15 protein-coding genes are annotated in these 17145 nt (G+C 78.2%); 11 read left to right on the top strand and 4 right to left on the bottom strand.

The features are described from left to right. Positions 1-28: 28 nt before the first annotated feature. Genes AAHH18_RS08570 through AAHH18_RS08560 form a run of 3 tightly spaced genes read right to left on the bottom strand, consistent with a single transcriptional unit; the run spans position 29 to position 6268 of the window. Positions 29-3649 (bottom strand): error-prone DNA polymerase, encoded by a 3621-nt coding sequence (locus tag AAHH18_RS08570; protein WP_343301318.1) that lies wholly within the window; start codon positions 3647-3649, stop codon positions 29-31. Continuing rightward, the gene (locus AAHH18_RS08565; RefSeq protein ID WP_343301317.1) at positions 3642-5273 is read right to left on the bottom strand and encodes a DNA polymerase Y family protein; all 1632 of its coding nucleotides are present in this window, start codon (positions 5271-5273) and stop codon (positions 3642-3644) included. The genes AAHH18_RS08570 and AAHH18_RS08565 overlap by 8 nt, the downstream gene beginning before the upstream one ends. After that, complete coding sequence (locus AAHH18_RS08560; RefSeq protein WP_343301316.1) at positions 5270-6268, bottom strand: hypothetical protein; 999 nt, start codon at positions 6266-6268, stop codon at positions 5270-5272. Before AAHH18_RS08560 ends, AAHH18_RS08565 begins: the two co-directional genes overlap by 4 nt. Positions 6269-6530: 262 nt before the next feature. Between AAHH18_RS08560 and AAHH18_RS08555 the strand changes: the two genes are divergently transcribed. Beyond that, a complete protein-coding gene (locus tag AAHH18_RS08555) occupies positions 6531-7067 on the top strand; it encodes a YbhB/YbcL family Raf kinase inhibitor-like protein (protein WP_343301315.1) in 537 nt (178 codons plus the stop codon). Here the strand turns inward: AAHH18_RS08555 and AAHH18_RS08550 are convergent. Beyond that, positions 7045-7515, bottom strand: coding sequence for a GNAT family N-acetyltransferase (locus tag AAHH18_RS08550; RefSeq protein ID WP_343301314.1), 471 nt, complete (start codon positions 7513-7515; stop codon positions 7045-7047). The two genes, AAHH18_RS08555 and AAHH18_RS08550, sit on opposite strands and share 23 nt — an antisense overlap. 67 nt (positions 7516-7582) lie before the next feature. Between AAHH18_RS08550 and AAHH18_RS08545 the strand changes: the two genes are divergently transcribed. The 10 genes from AAHH18_RS08545 to AAHH18_RS08500 all read left to right on the top strand — a co-directional run bounded on the left by AAHH18_RS08545 (position 7583) and on the right by AAHH18_RS08500 (position 17107). Continuing rightward, positions 7583-8155: a YbaK/EbsC family protein gene (locus AAHH18_RS08545; RefSeq protein WP_283320547.1), complete on the top strand. Its 573-nt coding sequence runs from the start codon at positions 7583-7585 to the stop codon at positions 8153-8155. Positions 8156-8312: 157 nt separating this feature from the next. Then, a complete protein-coding gene (locus AAHH18_RS08540; protein WP_343301313.1) occupies positions 8313-9308 on the top strand; it encodes an NAD-dependent epimerase/dehydratase family protein in 996 nt (331 codons plus the stop codon). Positions 9309-9390: 82 nt separating this feature from the next. Continuing rightward, complete coding sequence (locus AAHH18_RS08535; protein ID WP_343301312.1) at positions 9391-10446, top strand: iron-containing redox enzyme family protein; 1056 nt, start codon at positions 9391-9393, stop codon at positions 10444-10446. A gap of 64 nt (positions 10447-10510) precedes the next feature. Continuing rightward, entirely contained in the window at positions 10511-10786 is a 276-nt protein-coding gene (locus AAHH18_RS08530; RefSeq protein ID WP_343301311.1) for a CDGSH iron-sulfur domain-containing protein, read from the top strand. 48 nt (positions 10787-10834) lie between these two features. Further along, positions 10835-12463, top strand: a complete 1629-nt coding sequence (locus tag AAHH18_RS08525) for a phytoene desaturase family protein (protein WP_343301310.1) — start codon at positions 10835-10837, stop codon at positions 12461-12463. A 9-nt stretch (positions 12464-12472) separates the two neighbouring features. Next, positions 12473-13177 carry a type 1 glutamine amidotransferase gene (locus AAHH18_RS08520; protein ID WP_283320553.1) on the top strand — a complete coding sequence of 235 codons (705 nt, stop codon included), beginning with the start codon at positions 12473-12475 and terminating at the stop codon, positions 13175-13177. After that, complete coding sequence (locus tag AAHH18_RS08515) at positions 13174-13863, top strand: NUDIX hydrolase (protein ID WP_459349102.1); 690 nt, start codon at positions 13174-13176, stop codon at positions 13861-13863. The genes AAHH18_RS08520 and AAHH18_RS08515 overlap by 4 nt, the downstream gene beginning before the upstream one ends. A gap of 177 nt (positions 13864-14040) precedes the next feature. Further along, positions 14041-15588, top strand: coding sequence for an MATE family efflux transporter (locus AAHH18_RS08510; RefSeq protein WP_343301309.1), 1548 nt, complete (start codon positions 14041-14043; stop codon positions 15586-15588). A gap of 86 nt (positions 15589-15674) precedes the next feature. Further along, positions 15675-16577: an aminoglycoside phosphotransferase family protein gene (locus tag AAHH18_RS08505; protein ID WP_343301308.1), complete on the top strand. Its 903-nt coding sequence runs from the start codon at positions 15675-15677 to the stop codon at positions 16575-16577. A 104-nt stretch (positions 16578-16681) separates the two neighbouring features. After that, positions 16682-17107, top strand: a complete 426-nt coding sequence (locus AAHH18_RS08500) for a DUF1801 domain-containing protein (protein ID WP_343301307.1) — start codon at positions 16682-16684, stop codon at positions 17105-17107. Positions 17108-17145 lie beyond the last annotated feature (38 nt).

The raw sequence follows: 17145 nt of genomic DNA, 5'->3' as shown, positions 1-17145 counted from the left end.
CGGGCCGGTGGCCACCGGGGTCGCGGGGTCACTGGAAGTCCCGGGAGGTCGTGGCGACCTGCAGGGACAGCGGCGACAGGTGCTCGGCGACGAGGTTCGTGGCGCCGTCGGCGCGCTCCAGCCTCCCCCGGACCACCAGCGCGCGCGAGGTGCGGGCGACCTTGCGGAACCGCTGCCACAGCCCGGTGCTGCAGACGACGTTCAGCAGCCCGGTCTCGTCCTCCAGGGACAGGAACGTGACCCCGCCCGCCGTCCCGGGGCGCTGCCGGTGGGTGACGACGCCGGCGACGGCGACCCGACGGCCCGGGTCGTGGTGGTAGGTCTGCTCGACGCGCAGCACGCCCGCCGCGTCGAGGCCGTCGCGGACGTACTGCGTCGGGTAGGAGTCCACGGTGACGCCGGTGGCCCACACGTCCGCGACGGCGAGCTCGACGGGGCTCATGCCCGGCAGGGTCGGCGCCTGCACGCCGACGGAGACGCCCGGCAGGGTGTCGGGTCCCTCCTGCGCGAGGGCGCCCGCCGCCCACAGGGCCTCCCGCCGGGTGACGCCCAGCGGCTCGAGCGCGCCGCCGGTCGCGAGGGCCTCGAGCTGCGCGGTGCTGAGCTCGACCCGGCGCACGAGGTCCCGCAGGTCGGCGAACGGCCCGTGGGCGTCCCGCTCGGCCACGATCCGCTCGGCGACCTTCTCCCCCACGGACCGGATCGAGGCGAGCCCGACCCGGACCGCGAGCGACCGGACGGACTCCCCCGCGGCTGCGCCCGGCGCACGCGGCACGGGCGCGGTCCCGGACTGCCGGGGGGTCAGGAGGGGCTCGCCACCGGGAGGCTCGGGCCGGACCCGCTCGACGACGGCCTGCACCCCGGAGCGCTGGACGTCCGGGCGCAGCACCTCGATGCCGTGCCGGCGGGCGTCGGCCACGAGCGTCTGCGGGGAGTAGAACCCCATGGGCTGCGCGGCGAGCAGCCCGGCGTAGAACGCGGCCGGGTGGTGCACCTTGAGCCACGCGCTGGCGTAGACCAGGAACGCGAAGGAGTACGCGTGCGACTCGGGGAACCCGAAGTCGGCGAACGCCTTGAGCTTCTCGTAGACCTCCTCGCGGACGTCCTCGGGCAGGCCGTTGCGCTCCATGCCGGACATCAGCCGGGCGCGCAGGGCCTCCATCTTCTCGATGCTGCGCTTGGAGCCCATCGCGCGCCGGAGCTGGTCGGCCTCCGCGGGCGTGAAGTCGGCGACGTCGATCGCCATCTGCATGAGCTGCTCCTGGAACAGCGGGACGCCGAGGGTGCGCTCCAGCGACTTCACGAGCTTCGGGTGCGCGTACGTGATGGGCTGGCGCCCCTGGTAGCGCTCGATGTAGGGGTGCACGGAGCCGCCCTGGATCGGCCCGGGGCGGATGAGCGCGACCTCCACGACGATCCCGTAGAAGCTCCGCGGCTGCAGGCGCGGCAACGTCCCCATCTGGGCGCGGGACTCGACCTGGAACACCCCGACCGTGTCCGCCGCGCACAGCAGGTCGTAGACCAGCGGGTCCTCGTCCGGCAGGGCGTGCAGGTCGAGGGCCGGGCCGCCCTGCTTGCGCACCTCGTCGAACGCGAGCCGCAGCGCGGTGAGCATCCCCAGCCCCAGCAGGTCGAACTTCACCAGCCCGGCGTCCGCGCAGTCGTCCTTGTCCCACTGCAGGACCGTGCGCCCCTCCATCCGCGCCCACTCGACGGGGCACACCTCGATGACCGGGCGGTCGCACATCACCATGCCGCCGGAGTGGATGCCGAGGTGGCGCGGCAGGCGCAGGAACCGGTCGGCCAGGTCGACGACCTGGTCGGGGATCTCGTCCAGGTCCGCGGCGGGCGGCGGCCGGTGCGCCGGGACGACGTCGTGGCCGTCGGCGGTGGGCTGCCCCGGGCGGCCGTCGGTGTCGTCGTGCCCCGCCGGACGCCGGGGCGCGGGCGGGGTGCCGGGCTCGTGGTTCCAGCCCCACACCACGCCGTCGGGGTCGCGCTGCTGCGCGGCGTAGCCGGCGTCCTGCGCGGCGGCCGCCGACGTCCGGGGAGGGGCGCCGGCGGGCACGGTGCCGGGCGTCGCGCCGGCGGGCACCGTGCCCGCCGGCACGGTGTCGGCTGGCACGGTGTCGGCGGGCACCCGGTTCTCGCCGGACCACCACGGGTGCACCGGCTGGGGCCCTCGCAGCGTGCCCCAGCGCTCGATCGACTTGCTCCACGCGTCCTGCTGCCCGACGTCGTAGCCGAGCGCCCGGGCGGCGTCCCGGACCGCGGACCGGGCGCGGTACGAGATGACGTTCGCGACCTGGGCGGCGTGCGTGCGGCCGTGCTTCGCGTAGACGTACTGGATGACCTCCTCGCGGCGGCCCGACTCGATGTCCACGTCGATGTCGGGCGGCCCGTCGCGCTCGGGGGCGAGGAACCGCTCGAACAGCAGGCCGTGCTGCACGGCGTCGACGGCGGTGACCTTCAGCGCGAAGCAGACGGCGGAGTTCGCGGCGGACCCACGGCCCTGGGCGAGGATGCCGTTGCGGTGGCAGAAGTCGACCAGGTCGTAGACCACCAGGAAGTAGCCGGGGAAGCCGAGGTCCTCGATGACGCGCAGCTCGTGCTCGAGCTGCGCGTAGGCGCCGGGGACCCGCTCGGCCTCGGGCGGGCCGTACCGCTCCAGGGCGCCGCGGCGGACGAGCTCGCGCAGCCAGGTCGCCTCGGTGTGGCCGGGAGGCACGGGGTAAGGCGGGAGCTGCGGGGCGACGAGGTGCAGGTCGAACGCGCACTCGTCGCCCAGGGCGGCGGCGGTCGCGACGGCCTGCGGGTTCCGCCGGTGCCGGTGCAGCATCTCCGTGGCGGACGCGAGGTGCGCGGTGGGCGCGCCGGGCAGCCAGCCGTCGAGGTCCTCCATCGACGAGCGGGCCCGCACGGCCGCGAGCGCCATCGCCAGGTCGGCGTCCCGCGGGGTGGCGTAGTGCACGTTGCCGGTGGCGACCAGCGGCAGCCCGGCGTCCCGGGCGAGCGCGGCGAGGGCGTCGGCCGTCTCCGAGTCGAACGGCCCGCCGGACTGCGTGACCTCGACCGCGACGTTGTCCCGGCCGAAGAGGGCGGCGAGCCGGTCGAGCTCGGCGCGCGCCCGCTCGGGGCCACGAGGCGCGACGCCGGGGGTCCGGCCGCCGTCGGTGAGGGCGTGCCGCACGGGTCCCTTGCGGCACCCGGTGAGCACGAGCCAGCGTCCGTCCGCCTGCTCGGCGAGGGACTCCAGCCGGTACTCCGCGGCGCCCTTGGTGCCGGTGGCGAGGTGGCCCTCGGCGATGGCGCGGGACAGCGCCCGGTAGCCGTCGGGGCCCCGCGCCAGGACCGGGAGGTGCAGGGCGCGGGGGTCGGGCACGCCCGTGGGCGGGTCGAGCACGTCCGGGCCGGTGAGCCCGGGGACGGGCAGGTGCAGCTCGGCACCGAAGACGGTGGGCAGCCCGACGCGCCGGGCGGCCTCGGAGAACCGCACGACGCCGTACAGCCCGTCGTGGTCGGTGAGCGCGAGCGCGCTGAGCCCGAGCCGGTGCGCCTCGGCGGCGAGCTCCTCCGGCTGGCTCGCGCCGTCGAGGAAGCTGAACGCCGAGTGCGCGTGCAGCTCCGCGTAGCGGGGGGCGTCAGTCATAGACGGCCTCGCAGGTCCAGCCGTCGGGGCGCCAGGCGAGCAGCAGGGCGCGCCCGTCGGCGAGGGTGGCCTGCACGTGCACGCGCAGCTCCGCCCGGTCGGGTGCCCACCACCGTTCGGCCAGCGGCCACGGGCCCGCCCAGCCGGCGACCTCGTGCTCCGCGGCGGGGCGGCGGTCGGTGCCGGGGGTCCGCACCCGGGCGGGCGGCGCGGTCATCACGAGGCGCCCGTCGAACCACACCGGCCGCCCCCGGGCGTCGAGCACCTCCACGGGCGCGGGTCGGACGGGCACGGTGGCGGGTGCCGGTTCCGGGAGGCGGCCCGGCCACGGCCGGTCCGCGGGCCGGGGTGCGGCAGCCTGCGCCCCCCAGGGCTGCAGGTGCACGCGGTCGCGGACGTCCCGGCCGCCCTGCAGGGCGGCGGTGAGCACGCCGTCCCCGCCGAGCAGGCCCTGCACGCGGTCGAGCGCGCGGTGCGCCCGCAGGTCACCGCCGGACGGGCCGCCCCACAGCCGGCCCTGCTCGGCGCCGGCGGCGGCGACGTCCTCGGCGGTGATGGCGAGGGCGACGAGCCCGACGGGCTCGGCCCCCTCGTCGTGCTCGGGCTCCGCCCGGCCGCCCCGCTCGACCGCCGCCGCGGTGAGCCAGCCCTCGAGCTGCCAGCGCACCCGGTCGGTGATCCGCGCCGCGGACAGCCCGCCGAGGCCGCCGAGGTCCGTCCGCCAGGTGCGGGTGAGCTCCTCGCCGGCGTCCGTCCGGGCGGCGATGCGCAGCCGCCCGCAGGTCAGCGACTGCTCCGTGAGCAGGGTGTGCAGCTCCTCCGCCAGGCGCCGGCCGGCGAACGTCGCGACGTCCACCCGGTGCGCGGGCGGGTCGAGGGCGGTGGCGACCTCGAGGTCGGTCTCGGGGCGGCGGCGGGCGGGCGGGCGCAGGTCGTCCCCGCGCGCCAGGGTCCAGGCCCACGTGCCCCAGCCGCCGAACCGCGCGTGCACGTCTCCCGCCGCGAGCGCCGCGAGGTCCCCGAGGGTTCGCAGCCCGAGCCGGCGCAGCAGGTCGACGAGGTCGGTCACGGCCCGGAGGGCGTCGTCCTGCATCGCGGCCGTACCGATCTCCCCGACCTGGCGCGGCGCCAGGAACTCCCGGGAGCGGCCCGGCGGGACGACGTCGTCGGTGCGGGCCGCGAGGATCGCCGCCAGCAGCCCGTCGGCGGTGCCGACCTGGCACTCGTGGCCGGTGCGCTCGGCGACGGCGGACACCAGGCGCTCGGCGAGGGTCTCCTCAGTGCCGTGGAAGCGGGCCGCGCCGTCGGCGGGGAGCAGCAGCAGCCCGGGGCGGGCGACCTCGACGCCGGCGACGACCGACTCGGTGGCCGCCGCGACCGGCTCGAACAGCCGGGCGTCGCGGTCGTCGTCGGCGGGCAGCAGGACGACCTCCGGGCAGACGCCCTGCGCCTGGCGTCGACGCATCCCCCGGCGCACGCCCTGGGCCCGGGCGAGCGCGGACACGGCGGTCAGGCGTGCGCCGGACTGCACGGCGGCGGGCAGGTGCGGCGGCACGTCGGCGGCCCGCACCGCGGCGACGACCGGCCAGTCCGGCACCCAGACGACGGTGGTGCGGGTGCTCATCCGACCAGCCTCAGGCCGGGGCGGTCCGCCTCACCGGACGCGGAGGTGGCGGGGACCGCCGGCGGGGCGTACGGGTCGGCGCCGGCCTCGAGCGGCAGGACCACACGCAGGTCCTGGGCGCGGCCGGCGCCACCGCGGCCGGTGCGGGTGATCCGGAGCTCGTGCGCCCGCAGGCGGCCGTCGCCGTCGCCCACCCCGGTCCACCGGCCGCCCTCGACGGTCAGCACGCAGCCCGCCCCGGGCCACGGCGAGGTGGCCAGCAGCACGGACCCGCGGTCGCGGGCGCGCGCCATGAGCCGGCGGCGGTCGGCGTCGGCGAGGGTCGCCCCCGGGCCGACCACGACGACGTCGATCCCGTCGAGCAGGGCGGCGACGACGGTCGGGGAGTCCACCCCGGGGCGCGGCACGACCGCGAGCCGCGCCAGGGCGACACCGGACTGGGCGGCGGCCAGCAGGCCGAGGCTGGGCTGCCCGACCACCGCCGCCCACGCCTCGCGCGCCGTGCAGGCCGCCGCGATCATCGCGAGCACCAGCGAGGTGGAGCCGAGGACCGCGGTGGTGCTGCCGCGGCGCAGGCCGTCGGGCAGCAGCGGGGTCAGCGCGGGCGGCACGGCCAGCGGCGGCCGGTCGGTCAGCAGCACCGGGCCGCGTGCGGCGGGCCGCGACGGCGACGGGACGTGGCCGGGCAGGTCGGGGACGGCCACGGGCCCGGCCGACGGCGTCGAGCCCGGGAGCCCCTCCGTGTCAGGGCGGACCGCGACCGCGAGCGCCGCGGTGCCGTGGACGGGGTGGTGGTCGGCACCCCCCGCCTCGCGTCCCGGAGAGTCGGTGCCCCCGTCCACCCCGTGGCCGGCCCTGTGGCCGGTCCCGTGGTCGTCCCTGTGGTCGGCCCCGCGTGCCAGACTGCGTGCCCCGGTCCGCAGCTCGGCGTGCGCGAGGGCCGCCCGGGCGCGGGCGATCCGCTCCTGCTGGGTCACCGCGTCCGCCGCGCTCACCGCTCCACCTCCGTCCCGCCCTCCGCGCGGCGGGACGGCCGACACCGTCCCCACCGCCCCCGTCGTTCGAACACGTGTTCGATTGTGCCAGTAGACGCCGACACGACGGCACCCGTCAATCCGGCGCCGGGCCGCCTGGGGACCACGCCCGGCGCGCCGTCGCGGACACGCCGGAGCCCCTGCGCGGACCGGCGCGCGGGGGCAGGATGAGACGCAGGCACACCCGTCGCGGCACCGTCCGCGACCGCCCCGGAGGAGGACCATGGCCGTCTCGCTGACCCGTCCCGTCGCCCCCGAGCCGTACGCCCTGCTGCCGTCCGTCGCCGCCTTCGACGTGGCGAGCGCTGACGTCGTGCACGGCGAGCCGCTCGCCCCCGAGCTCACCGCCGACGGCGGGGGGCTCTCCCCCGCGCTGGAGTGGTCAGGGTTCCCCGAGGGGACGCGCTCGTTCGTCGTGAGCTGCTTCGACCCGGACGCGCCGACCCCCGCCGGGTACTGGCACTGGACGGTCGTGGACGTCCCCGTGAGCACGACCTCGCTCCCCCGCGGCGCGGGATCGCCGGACGGTGCGCTGCTGCCCGAGGGGGCGTTCCACGTCCGCGCGGACGGGGGCACGCCCGGCTACGAGGGGGCCGCGCCGCCGCCCGGGGACCGGCCGCACCGGTACGTGTTCGCGGTGCACGCGCTCGACGTCGAGCACCTCGAGGTCCCGCGGGACGCGACGCCCACGGCGGTGGCGTTCACCGCCCTGTTCCACACGCTCGGGCGGGCGACGATCAGCCCGATGTCCTCCCGCTGACCTCCCCGAGCTCCAGCACCATGCCGGTGGCCCCGGGGGCGACGTCGCGGAAGCCCAGCGACTCGTAGAGCCGCCGGCCCGGCGGGTCCGCCACGAGCGTGACGTACGCACCCTCGGGCGCCCGCGCGCGCAGGTCGTCGAGCAGGCGCGTCAGCACGCGGCGGCCCAGACCGCGCCGCTGGTGCCCGGGGTCGACCGCCATGTCCGCGACCAGGAAGTACCAGCCGCCGTCGCCGACCACCCGCCCCATCGCGACGACCCGGCCCTCCGCCGTCCGCACGTGGCACCACGACCAGCTCCCCGCCAGGGCCCCGCCGGCCTGGTCGGGCCGCTTGGGCGTCAGACCCGCGTCGCGGCGCAGCCGCAGGTAGTCGTCCCGGGGCGGCGCGGCGGGCACCAGCACGTACGGGTCGGCGGCGAACGGGTCGGACGGCGGCGGCGGGAGCACGCCCCCATCCTGACCGAGAGGCGGACGACCCGGTGGCACCGACGGCCGTGCTGGCTACGCTGCGGCCATGCCGCTGACGCTCGGGAACCTGACCTGGCTGCGCGCCGTCGACCACCTGCACCTGCTCGCGGAGCCCACCGCCGCAGCCGTGACCGGCTGGGCCGCCGTGGAGCCCGCGGTGGCGGACCAGGTGCTCGTGACGGAGATCGACCCGGGGCTCGCGGACACCGCCGCGATGACCGAGGCGTACGACCTGCCGCTGGCGGTGTCGGCGAACTGCGTCCTGGTGGCGGGGCGGCGCGGCGGCGAGGAGCGGGTCGCCGCGGCCGTCGTGCGGGCGACGGGCCGCGCGGACGTGAACAACGCCGTCAAGCGGCTGCTCGACGTCCGCAAGGCCTCGTTCCTGCCGGTGGACCGCGCCGTCGAGGAGTCCGGCATGGAGTACGGCGGGATCACGCCGCTCGGCCTCCCGACGGGCTACCGCGTGCTGGTGGACGCCGCCGTCGCGACGGAGGTCGAGGGCGCCGGCGGCACGGTGATCATCGGCTCGGGGCTGCGGCGGTCCAAGATCGCCCTGCCGGGCGCCCTGCTGGCGCAGGCCCCGGGCGCGGAGCTCGTCGACGGCCTCGCCCTGGCCTGACCGGAACCGGCCCACCACCAGCCCGGAACCGGCCCCGCACCGGCCCACCACCGGCGCGGCGCCGACGTCGACCCGCCCCCGGAACCGCCCTCGCGCGCGGCGTGCGCGCAGCAGACTGGAGCCGACCCCGCACACCCACCGGCCCCGGGAGGCTCCCGTGCCCGTCCTCGTCGTCGGCGCCGGCTCCGTCGGCTCCGCCCTGGCCACCCTGCTCGCGGGGCGCGGCGAGACCGTGACCCTGGTGAGCCGCTCGGGCCGGGGCCCCTCCGCACCGGGCGTCCGGTGCGTGCCGGCCGACGCGGCCGACGCCGACGCGCTCGCCGTCCACGCCCGCGGCGCCGCGGCGGTCGTGAACTGCGTGAACCCCGGCCCGTACCAGCAGTGGGAGGAGCGGTGGCCCCCGGTCGCCGCCTCCCTGCTCGCGGTCGCGGAGCGCAGAGGCGCGGTGCTGGTGACGCTGAGCAACCTGTACGGGTACGGCCCCGTGGACGGCCCGCTGCACCGCGACCTCCCGCTGGCGGCGACCGGGCACAAGGGCCGGCTGCGTGCGCGCCTGTGGCAGGAGGCGCTCGCCGCGCACGAGGCGGGCCGGGTCCGGGTGACGGAGGTGCGGGCGTCGGACTTCATCGGGCCGACCGTCCCGCGCGCCGGCGGTCTGCTGCGGCGCTACGCCGACGCCGCCCTGCAGGGGCGCACGGTCTGGTCGTTCGGGGACCCGGACGCGCCGCACGCCTTCTCGTACGTGCCCGACGTGGCCCGCACGCTCGCCGTCGTCGCGGGGGACGCACGGGCGTGGGGGCGCGCGTGGCACGTCCCCGGCCCGCCCGAGCGCTCGGTGCGGCAGACGCTCACCGACCTCGTGGCCGCGGCGCCGCCGGCCCGCCCCGCCCCGCGCGTGCGGCGGGTGCCGCGCCCGCTGCTGACGGCCGGGGGCGCGGTCGTCCCGGTGCTGCGCGAGCTGGGAGAGGTCCTGTGGCAGGTCGAGCGGCCGTTCCTGCTCGACGCGACCGCCACCACCGCCACGTTCGGCCTCCGTCCGACCCCGTGGGAGGAGGTCGTGGCGGCCACGGCACGCGGCTGGGCCGGCGCCGCGACGGCACCCGGCGGGCAGGGCGGCTCGACGGGCGAGGCGGACGACCCGCGGCTACCGTGACGTCGGCACCCGCCCGCGCGGACGCGGGCGCCGCCTCTGGCAGCGGGGCACCCGACCCGACGCGCGCCAGGAGGACCCGACGATGCGAGCACCCGCCCCCCGTGGACCGTTCAGCCGGAGCGTGCTGACCGCGCTCGCGGCGGGTGAGGTCGGCCCGGAGCTCGCCGAGCAGGCCGCGAGCGCCGTCGACGCCTCGCCGGACGTGCTGGTGGACGAGGACGTCCAGCTCGCGCTCACGGTGATGTACGAGCTGCACCACCAGGGCGTCGACGGCGTGGACGACCGGATGGAGTGGGACCCGCACCTGCTGCGCGCCCGGGCGGTCGTCGAGCAGCGGTTCGAGGCGCGGCTGCGTGCGGAGGTCCGCGTGCCGGAGGACCTCGTCGAGCAGCTCGAGGCGGACTCCGCGCGCGAGGGGCTCGGCCCCGCGGTCGCGCGAGCCCTGTTCGACCTGACGGGCCGCGACTCCGGACCGGGCCTGTCGGCGTACGTGGCCCGCAAGGCCACCGACGAGCAGCTGCACGAGCTCCTGGTGCACCGCTCGGTCTACCAGCTGAAGGAGGCCGACCCGCACACGTGGGCGATCCCCCGGCTCCTGGGCGCCCCGAAGGCCGCGCTCGTGGAGATCCAGGCCGACGAGTACGGCGGCGGCCGTCCCGAGCGCATGCACGCGGCGCTGTTCGCGCGGACGATGCGCGGCCTCGGGCTGGACGACACCTACGGCCGCTACGTCGACGACGTGCCCGCGGTGACCCTGGCGTCGGTGAACACGATGTCGCTGTTCGGGCTGCACCGGCGGCTGCGGGGCTGCGTCGTCGGGCACCTGGCGGCGTTCGAGATGACGTCATCGCAGCCGAACCGGCTGTACGGCAACGGGTTCCGGCGGCACGGCTACGACGCCGACGTGACCTGGTACTTCGACGAGCACGTCGAGGCCGACGCGGTGCACGAGCAGATCGCGGGCCGCGACCTCGCGGGGGCGCTCGTGGAGCAGCAGCCGCACCTGCGGGACGACGTGCTCTTCGGCGCCGCCGCGTGCCTGGAGGTCGACGGCCGGGTCGGCGCGCACCTCGTGGAGCACTGGTCGACCGGCGAGAGCTCGCTGCTGCGGCCGTGGACGGTGGGGAGCGCGGCGTGACCACCGCACCCGTGCTGCGTGCCGTGCACCGCCCCGTCCACCCCCGGTCCCTGGAGGTCGCCGCATGAGCCCCGGCAGCCGCGGCGACGCACCCGCCGTCGTCCTCACCGCCTGCCCCGACGGCCCGATCCTCGTGCGGGGGGACGTGGAGCTCCGCGACGCGACCGGGCAGGTCGTCCCCCGCCGGCGGGCCACCGTGGCCCTGTGCCGGTGCGGGGCGTCCGCCATCAAGCCGTTCTGCGACGGGTCGCACAAGGCGATCGGCTTCCGGACCGACGACGAGGTCCCCCGCCCTCCGGAGCCCGCCCCCGCGCGGCCCCGCACGGGGCGCGCGCCGTGACCGCCGCCGGGGCTGCGCGGTCGCCGCGTCCGGCCTAGCGTCGGGTCGATGAGCCCGGACCCCACGCGCCCCCGTCACGGCCGTCCCCGTCACGGCACCGGCGGCGCCGCCGCACCCCGCGGCGGGGTCCCCGGTGGCGCCCGGCCGGGGCGTCGCGTCCCCCGCCCGCCCGCCGGCCGCGGCGACGTCGACGCGGTGGTGGTGGGCTCGGGCCCCAACGGGCTCGCGGCCGCGGTGACGCTCGCCCGTGCAGGGCTGTCGGTGACGGTGCTGGAGGCGCAGGACACGGTCGGCGGCGGGTCCCGGACGCTCGACCTCGGCCTGGCGCCGGGGATCGTCCACGACATCTGCTCGGCGGTGCACCCGATGGCGTGGGCGTCGCCGTTCTTCCGCGAGCTGCGCCTGCACGAGCGCCTCGACCTGCTCACCCCGGAGGCGTCGTTCGCGCAGCCCCTCGACGGCGGCCGGGCGGCCGTGGCCTACCGCGACCTGGATCGCACCGCCGACGGGCTGGGGGCGGACGGTGACGCGTGGCGCCGGCTGTTCGGCCCGCTGTCCGCGCGGTGGCAGGACGTCGTGGCGCTGGCGCTCGGCGACCGCCGCAGCGTCCCGCCGGGCACGACGCCCCGCACGGTCGCCACCGCGGCGCGGTTCGCGCTGGGGGTGCTGCGCAACGGCTCGCCCGTCGTGCCGTCGGCCCTGCGCACCGAGGAGGGCGCGGCGCTGCTGACGGGCGTGGCCGGGCACGCGATCACGCCGCTGCCGTCGCTGGCGGCGGCGGGCACGGCCGTGCTGCTCACCACCCTCGCGCACGCGGAGCACGGCTGGCCCGTCGTCCGCGGCGGCTCGCAGGCGATCGTCGACGCGCTCCACGCCGACCTGGTGCGCCTCGGCGGTCGCGTGGTGACGGGCCACCCCGTCGCACGCCGCGCCGACCTGCCGCCGGCGCGCGCGTACCTGTTCGACACGGCCCCGCGCCTGGTCGCCCAGGTGTTCGGCGACGCGATGCCCCCGCGGCTGCAGCGGGCGTACGCCGGGTACCGGTACGGCAACGCCGCCGCGAAGGTGGACCTCGTGGTCGACGGCCCGATCCCCTGGGCGCACCCCGAGGTGCACCGCGCGGGCACCGTCCACCTGGGCGGGACCCGGGACCAGGTGGTGGAGGCGGAGGCCGCCGTCGGGCGCGGCCGGCACGCCGAGCGGCCGCTGACGCTGCTGTCGGACCCCGCCGCGCTGGACCCCGGGCGCGGCGCCGGCGGCCTGCGGCCGGTCTGGGCGTACGCGCACGTCCCGGCGGGCTCCGACGTCGACCCCACCGAGGCGGTGCTCCGCCAGGTCGAGCGGTTCGCCCCCGGGTTCCGGGACACGGTCGTCGCCTCGCACGCGCTGCCCGCCGCGCGGCTCGCCGAGCACGACGCGAACCTGGTCGGCGGCGACATCTCGGGCGGCGCGGTGTCGCTGTGGAGCATGGCGACCCGCCCGGTCCCCCGGCTCGACCCGTACGCCTCGGGCGCACCCGGGGTCTACCTGTGCTCGGCGTCCGCCCCTCCCGGGCCGGGCGTGCACGGGCTGTCCGGCTGGTACGCGGCGCGTCGGGCGCTGCGGGACCTGCGGGCGCCGCGCGACCCGGCGGACGGGCCCGCGCCCGGCCGCACGCCGCGCCCGGCCGGAGGCTAGGGTCGCGGGGTGACCTCGCCGCGTCCCGTCCTCGTCCTCACGCACGTCGCGCACGAGGGCCCGGGCCTCGTCGCCCGCGCACTGGACGGCCTGCCGATGACCACGCGGACCGTCGTCGACGACCCCTCGCCGCGGCTGCCGGCGGTCGGCGACCTCGCCGGCCTCGTCGTCATGGGCGGGCCCCAGGACGCGGACGACGACCTCGGCCACCCGGGCCTGGCCGCCGAGCGCCGGCTGCTCGCCGAGGCGGTCGACGCCGGCGTCCCGACCCTGGGCGTCTGCCTCGGGATGCAGCTGCTCGCCCTGGCGCTCGGCGCCCGCCTGCACCGGCGGCACGGCACGGAGATCGGCTTCGCCCCCGTGGACGTCGTGGCCCCGGACCCGCTCCTGGCCGCGACGGGGCCGCACCCGACGGTGCTGCACTGGCACGACGACGCCGTGGACCTGCCGGACGGCGCCACGCTGCTCGCGCGCACCGGCACCACGCCGGTGCAGGCGTTCCGGGCGGGCAGCGCCGTCGGCCTGCAGTTCCACCTGGAGGTGGAGCCCACCCTGCTCGACGTCTGGCTCGCGACCCCCGCGATGACGGCGGGCCTCGAGCCGGGCGAGGCGGAGGCGATCCGGATCGGCTCCCGTCAGCACCTGGCGGCGCTGCGGCCGGGCGCCGACCTGGGCCTGGCCGCGTTCGCGGCGGCGGTGCGGGAGCACGCGTGAACCCGGGCGCGGGCGCACCGGCGGCGCTGGACGACCTGCTGCGCCTGTGCGACCGCCGTCCCGTGTGGGCGCCCGACCCGGAGCGCGCGTTCGCGGCGTCGGACCTCCCGGTCCGCAGCTCGGCGGTGCTGGTGCTGTTCGGCGTCCTCGACCACGTCGCCGCGCGGACCGACCACCCGGCGGTGGCCGCCGACCTCGACGTGCTGCTGACCCGCCGCTCCCCGACCCTCGGCCACCACCCGGGCCAGGTGTCGTTCCCCGGCGGCGGCGTCGACCCCGGTGACGACGGCCCCCGGGCGGCGGCCCTGCGGGAGGCGCAGGAGGAGACGGGTCTCGACCCCGCCGGCGTGCGCGTGCTCGGCACGCTGCCGCCCCTGCCGCTGCCGGTGAGCAGCAACCTCGTCACGCCGGTGGTCGCCTGGTGGCAGCAGCCGTCCGCCGTCGCGGCCGCGGACCCGGCCGAGACCGTCGACGTCTTCCGCGTGCCGGTCGCGGACCTGGTGGACCCGGAGAACCGCGTCAGCACCGTGCTGCACCGCCACGGCAGCGAGTACCGGGGCCCGGCCTTCCGCGTCGGGGGCGTGGTGGTCTGGGGCTTCACCGCGTTCGTCCTGGACCGGCTGCTGGACGAGGTCGGCTGGGCGCAGCCCTGGGACCCCGCCCGCACGGTGCCCGCGCCCGTCTGACCGGCGCGGCGCACCCGGCACGGATCACCCGCCGCCGCGTCGGGAAAAGGCTCGTCACAGCATCATCGAAACGATACGATCGTCGACGGCGCCGCCGCCCGCCGCGACCGGGACGCCGCCGCTCCCCCTGCCGTCCCGATCCCAGCCGCCCTCGTCCTGCCCGGAGCACTCCCCCTCATGGCCAAGGTCCTGACCGCCGGCCGTCCCTGGCGCGTCATCCTCGTGTTCGCCGTCCCGCTGCTCGTCGGCAACGTCGTCCAGCAGCTCTACCAGTTCGTCGACGCCGTCGTCGTCGGCCGCCACCTCGGCGTCGACGCCCTCGCGGCCGTCGGCGCGACGGGCAGCCTGCTGTTCCTGCTCCTCGGGTTCGTCTGGGGCATGACCTCCGGCTTCGCCATCCCCACCGCCCAGGCGTTCGGGGCGCGCGACGCGGCGGCCGTGCGGCGCTCGGTCGCCACCGGCGCCCTGCTCACGGGCGCCGGCAGCATCGCGCTGACCGCAGCCGCCCCGCTGCTCGCCGGCCCGGCGCTCACGCTGCTGCGCACCCCGGACGTGCTCATGGCGCAGGCGACGACGTTCGCGCAGGTGAGCTTCCTGGGCACCGGCGCGCTGATGTTCTTCAACTACCTGTCCGCGGTCGTCCGCGCGATCGGCGACTCCCGCACCCCGCTGGTGTTCCTCACGGTGGCGTGCGCGCTCAACGTGGCGCTCGTCGTGCTCTTCGTCGGCGGCCTGGGGCTCGGCGTCGGCGGCGCGGCGCTCGCCACCGTGGTGTCGCAGGCGGTGTCGGTGGCGCTGTGCCTGGAGTTCGTGCGGCGCCGCGTCCCTGTGCTCCACCTGCGCCGGGCGGACTGGCGCGTGACGCGCACCGACCTGGCCGAGCACCTGCGGCTCGGCCTGCCGATGGGCTTCCAGGCGTCGATCATCGCCATCGGCACCCTCGCGGTGCAGGTCCGCCTCAACGGGCTCGGTGCCGACGCCGTCGCCGCGTACACCACCGCGGCGCGCGTCGACGGGCTCGCGATCGCCCTGCTGCAGTCCCTCGGGCTCGCGGTGTCGATGTTCGTCGCGCAGAACCTCGGCGGCGGGCGGCCGGACCGCATCCGGCAGGGCGTCGTGCAGGCCACCGGCCTCGCGGTCGCCGGCTCGGTGGCGCTCGGCGTCGTGCTGGTCACGTCCGGGTCGTGGCTGGTCCGGCTGTTCGTCGGCGACGGGGAGGACCGCGTGGTCCACATGGCGACCCAGTTCCTCCACATCAACGCCGCGCTGTACGCGGTGCTGGGCGTGCTGTTCGTGCTGCGCGGCGCGCTCCAGGGGCTCGGCCGGACGGGCGTGCCGACGCTGACCGGCGTGATCGAGCTCGTGATGCGGGTCGGCGCCGCCGTGGTGCTCGGAGCGGCCTTCGGGTTCGTCGGCGTCGTGTGGGGGAACCCGCTCGCGTGGGCCGGCGCCGTCGTCCTGCTGGTGCCGGCGTACCTGCGCGCGCACCGGCAGCTCGCGGCCATGCCGATCGCGCCGCTCGACCAGGTCGAGGCGACCCCCGAGCCGGTCCCGGTGGAGGGGCCGTCGGACGGGTCGATGGTCGTGGACGCGGTCGTGCCGCAGCCCCGCGTCGTCGACAGCGCCCTGCCCGCGACGGCCCCGGCCGCTCCGGGCTCTCCGGTCGCGGACGCCGCCGGGCCCGGCGCCACGTCCCGCCTGGAGTGCCACCCGCCCGGTCGCTGACCGCGCCGCCGCGACCACCCCGCGGCCGCGCCAGGACGTCGCCCGGCGTCCGGTAGCCTGGCGCGCCCGCTCCCCCGGAGGTTCCCGTGCCCGTCAAGCCCGCCGCCGAGGTGGCGCTCAGCGCCGACCTCGTCCTCGCCCTGCTCACCGAGCAGCACCCGGACCTCGCCGCGCTGCCCGTGCGGCTGGTGGCGCACGGGTGGGACAACGCGACGTTCCGGCTGGGCGAGGACCTCGCGGTGCGCCTGCCGCGCCGGGAGGCCGCGGCGCACCTCGTCGAGCACGAGCAGCGCTGGCTCGGCGAGCTCGCCCGGCGCTGTCCCGTCTCCGTGCCCGCACCGGTGCGGACCGGGAGGCCCGGGGCCGGGTTCCCGTGGGCGTGGAGCGTCGTGCCGTGGTTCCCCGGCACGCACGCGGCGGACGAGCCGGTCGCCGCCCGCACGGCCTGGGCGCCGGCGCTGGCGGAGGCGCTCGCCGCCCTGCACGCCGCCGCGCCCCCGGGCGCCCCCGTCAACCCGGTGCGGGGCGGGGCGCTCGCGGACCGGTCGGCCGCGCTGCGAGGCCGTCTCGAGCACCTCGAGGCGCGCTCCCCCGGCGCTGCGGCGCGCGCCGAGGCGCTGTGGGAGGACGCGCTCGCCGCCCCCCGCTGGCCGGGCGCCCCGCTCTGGCTGCACGGCGACCCGCACCCCGCGAACCTCGTGGTGCGCGACGGCCGGCTCGCCGCGCTGCTGGACTTCGGCGACCTCACCGCCGGGGACCCCGCGTGCGACCTCGCGACCGCGTGGCTGACCTTCGACGACGACGGACGCGCGGCGTTCCGGGAGCGCTCGGACTCCCTCGCCGACGCCGCCGGGCCTCCCGACCCGGGCCGGTGGCGACGCGCGGCCGGGTGGGCGCTGGTCATGGCGTCCGCGATGGTCGCGCACGGCGACGACGACCCGCCGGTCGCCGCCACCGGCGCGCACGCCGTGCGGGCGCTGCTCGGCTGACCCCGCCGCGGCCCGCCGCCGGCCCGGCACGCCGCCGGCCCGGCCCCGGCACCCGCCGGCCCGGCCCGGCCCGGCCCGGCCCGGCCCGGAGGGATGATGGCCGCATGGCCGACGCACCCCGGACCGTCCCGACCGACGCGGACGTCCCCGCCTTCCTCGCCGCCGTGACGCCGGAGCGCCGGCGCCGCGACGCGCAGCGGCTGCTCGAGCTCGCCACCCGCGTCACCGGCGAGGCGCCCGTGCTCTGGGGCTCGTCGATCATCGGGTTCGGGTCGGCGCGCTACACGTACGCCTCCGGTCGCAGCGGCGACTGGCCCCCGGTGGCGTTCTCGCCGCGCAAGGCCGCGCTGACGCTGTACCTGACCGACGGCGTCGAGGCCCACGCCGACCGCCTCGCCGCGCTCGGGCCGCACCGCACCGGCCGCGGGTGCGTGTACCTGACGGACCTCGACCGCGTGGACCTCGGCGTGCTGGAGCAGGTCGTGCGGGACGCGTGGGAGGCCCGCGGGAGCAACCCCCGCGACGCCTGACACCCCCGCGCCGCGAAGGCACGGGGGCGTCGGAGACC

The sequence above is a fragment of the Cellulomonas olei genome (assembly GCF_039548315.1).
Lineage (GTDB): Bacteria > Actinomycetota > Actinomycetes > Actinomycetales > Cellulomonadaceae > Cellulomonas.
This window is presented reverse-complemented; position numbering and strand designations above follow the sequence as displayed.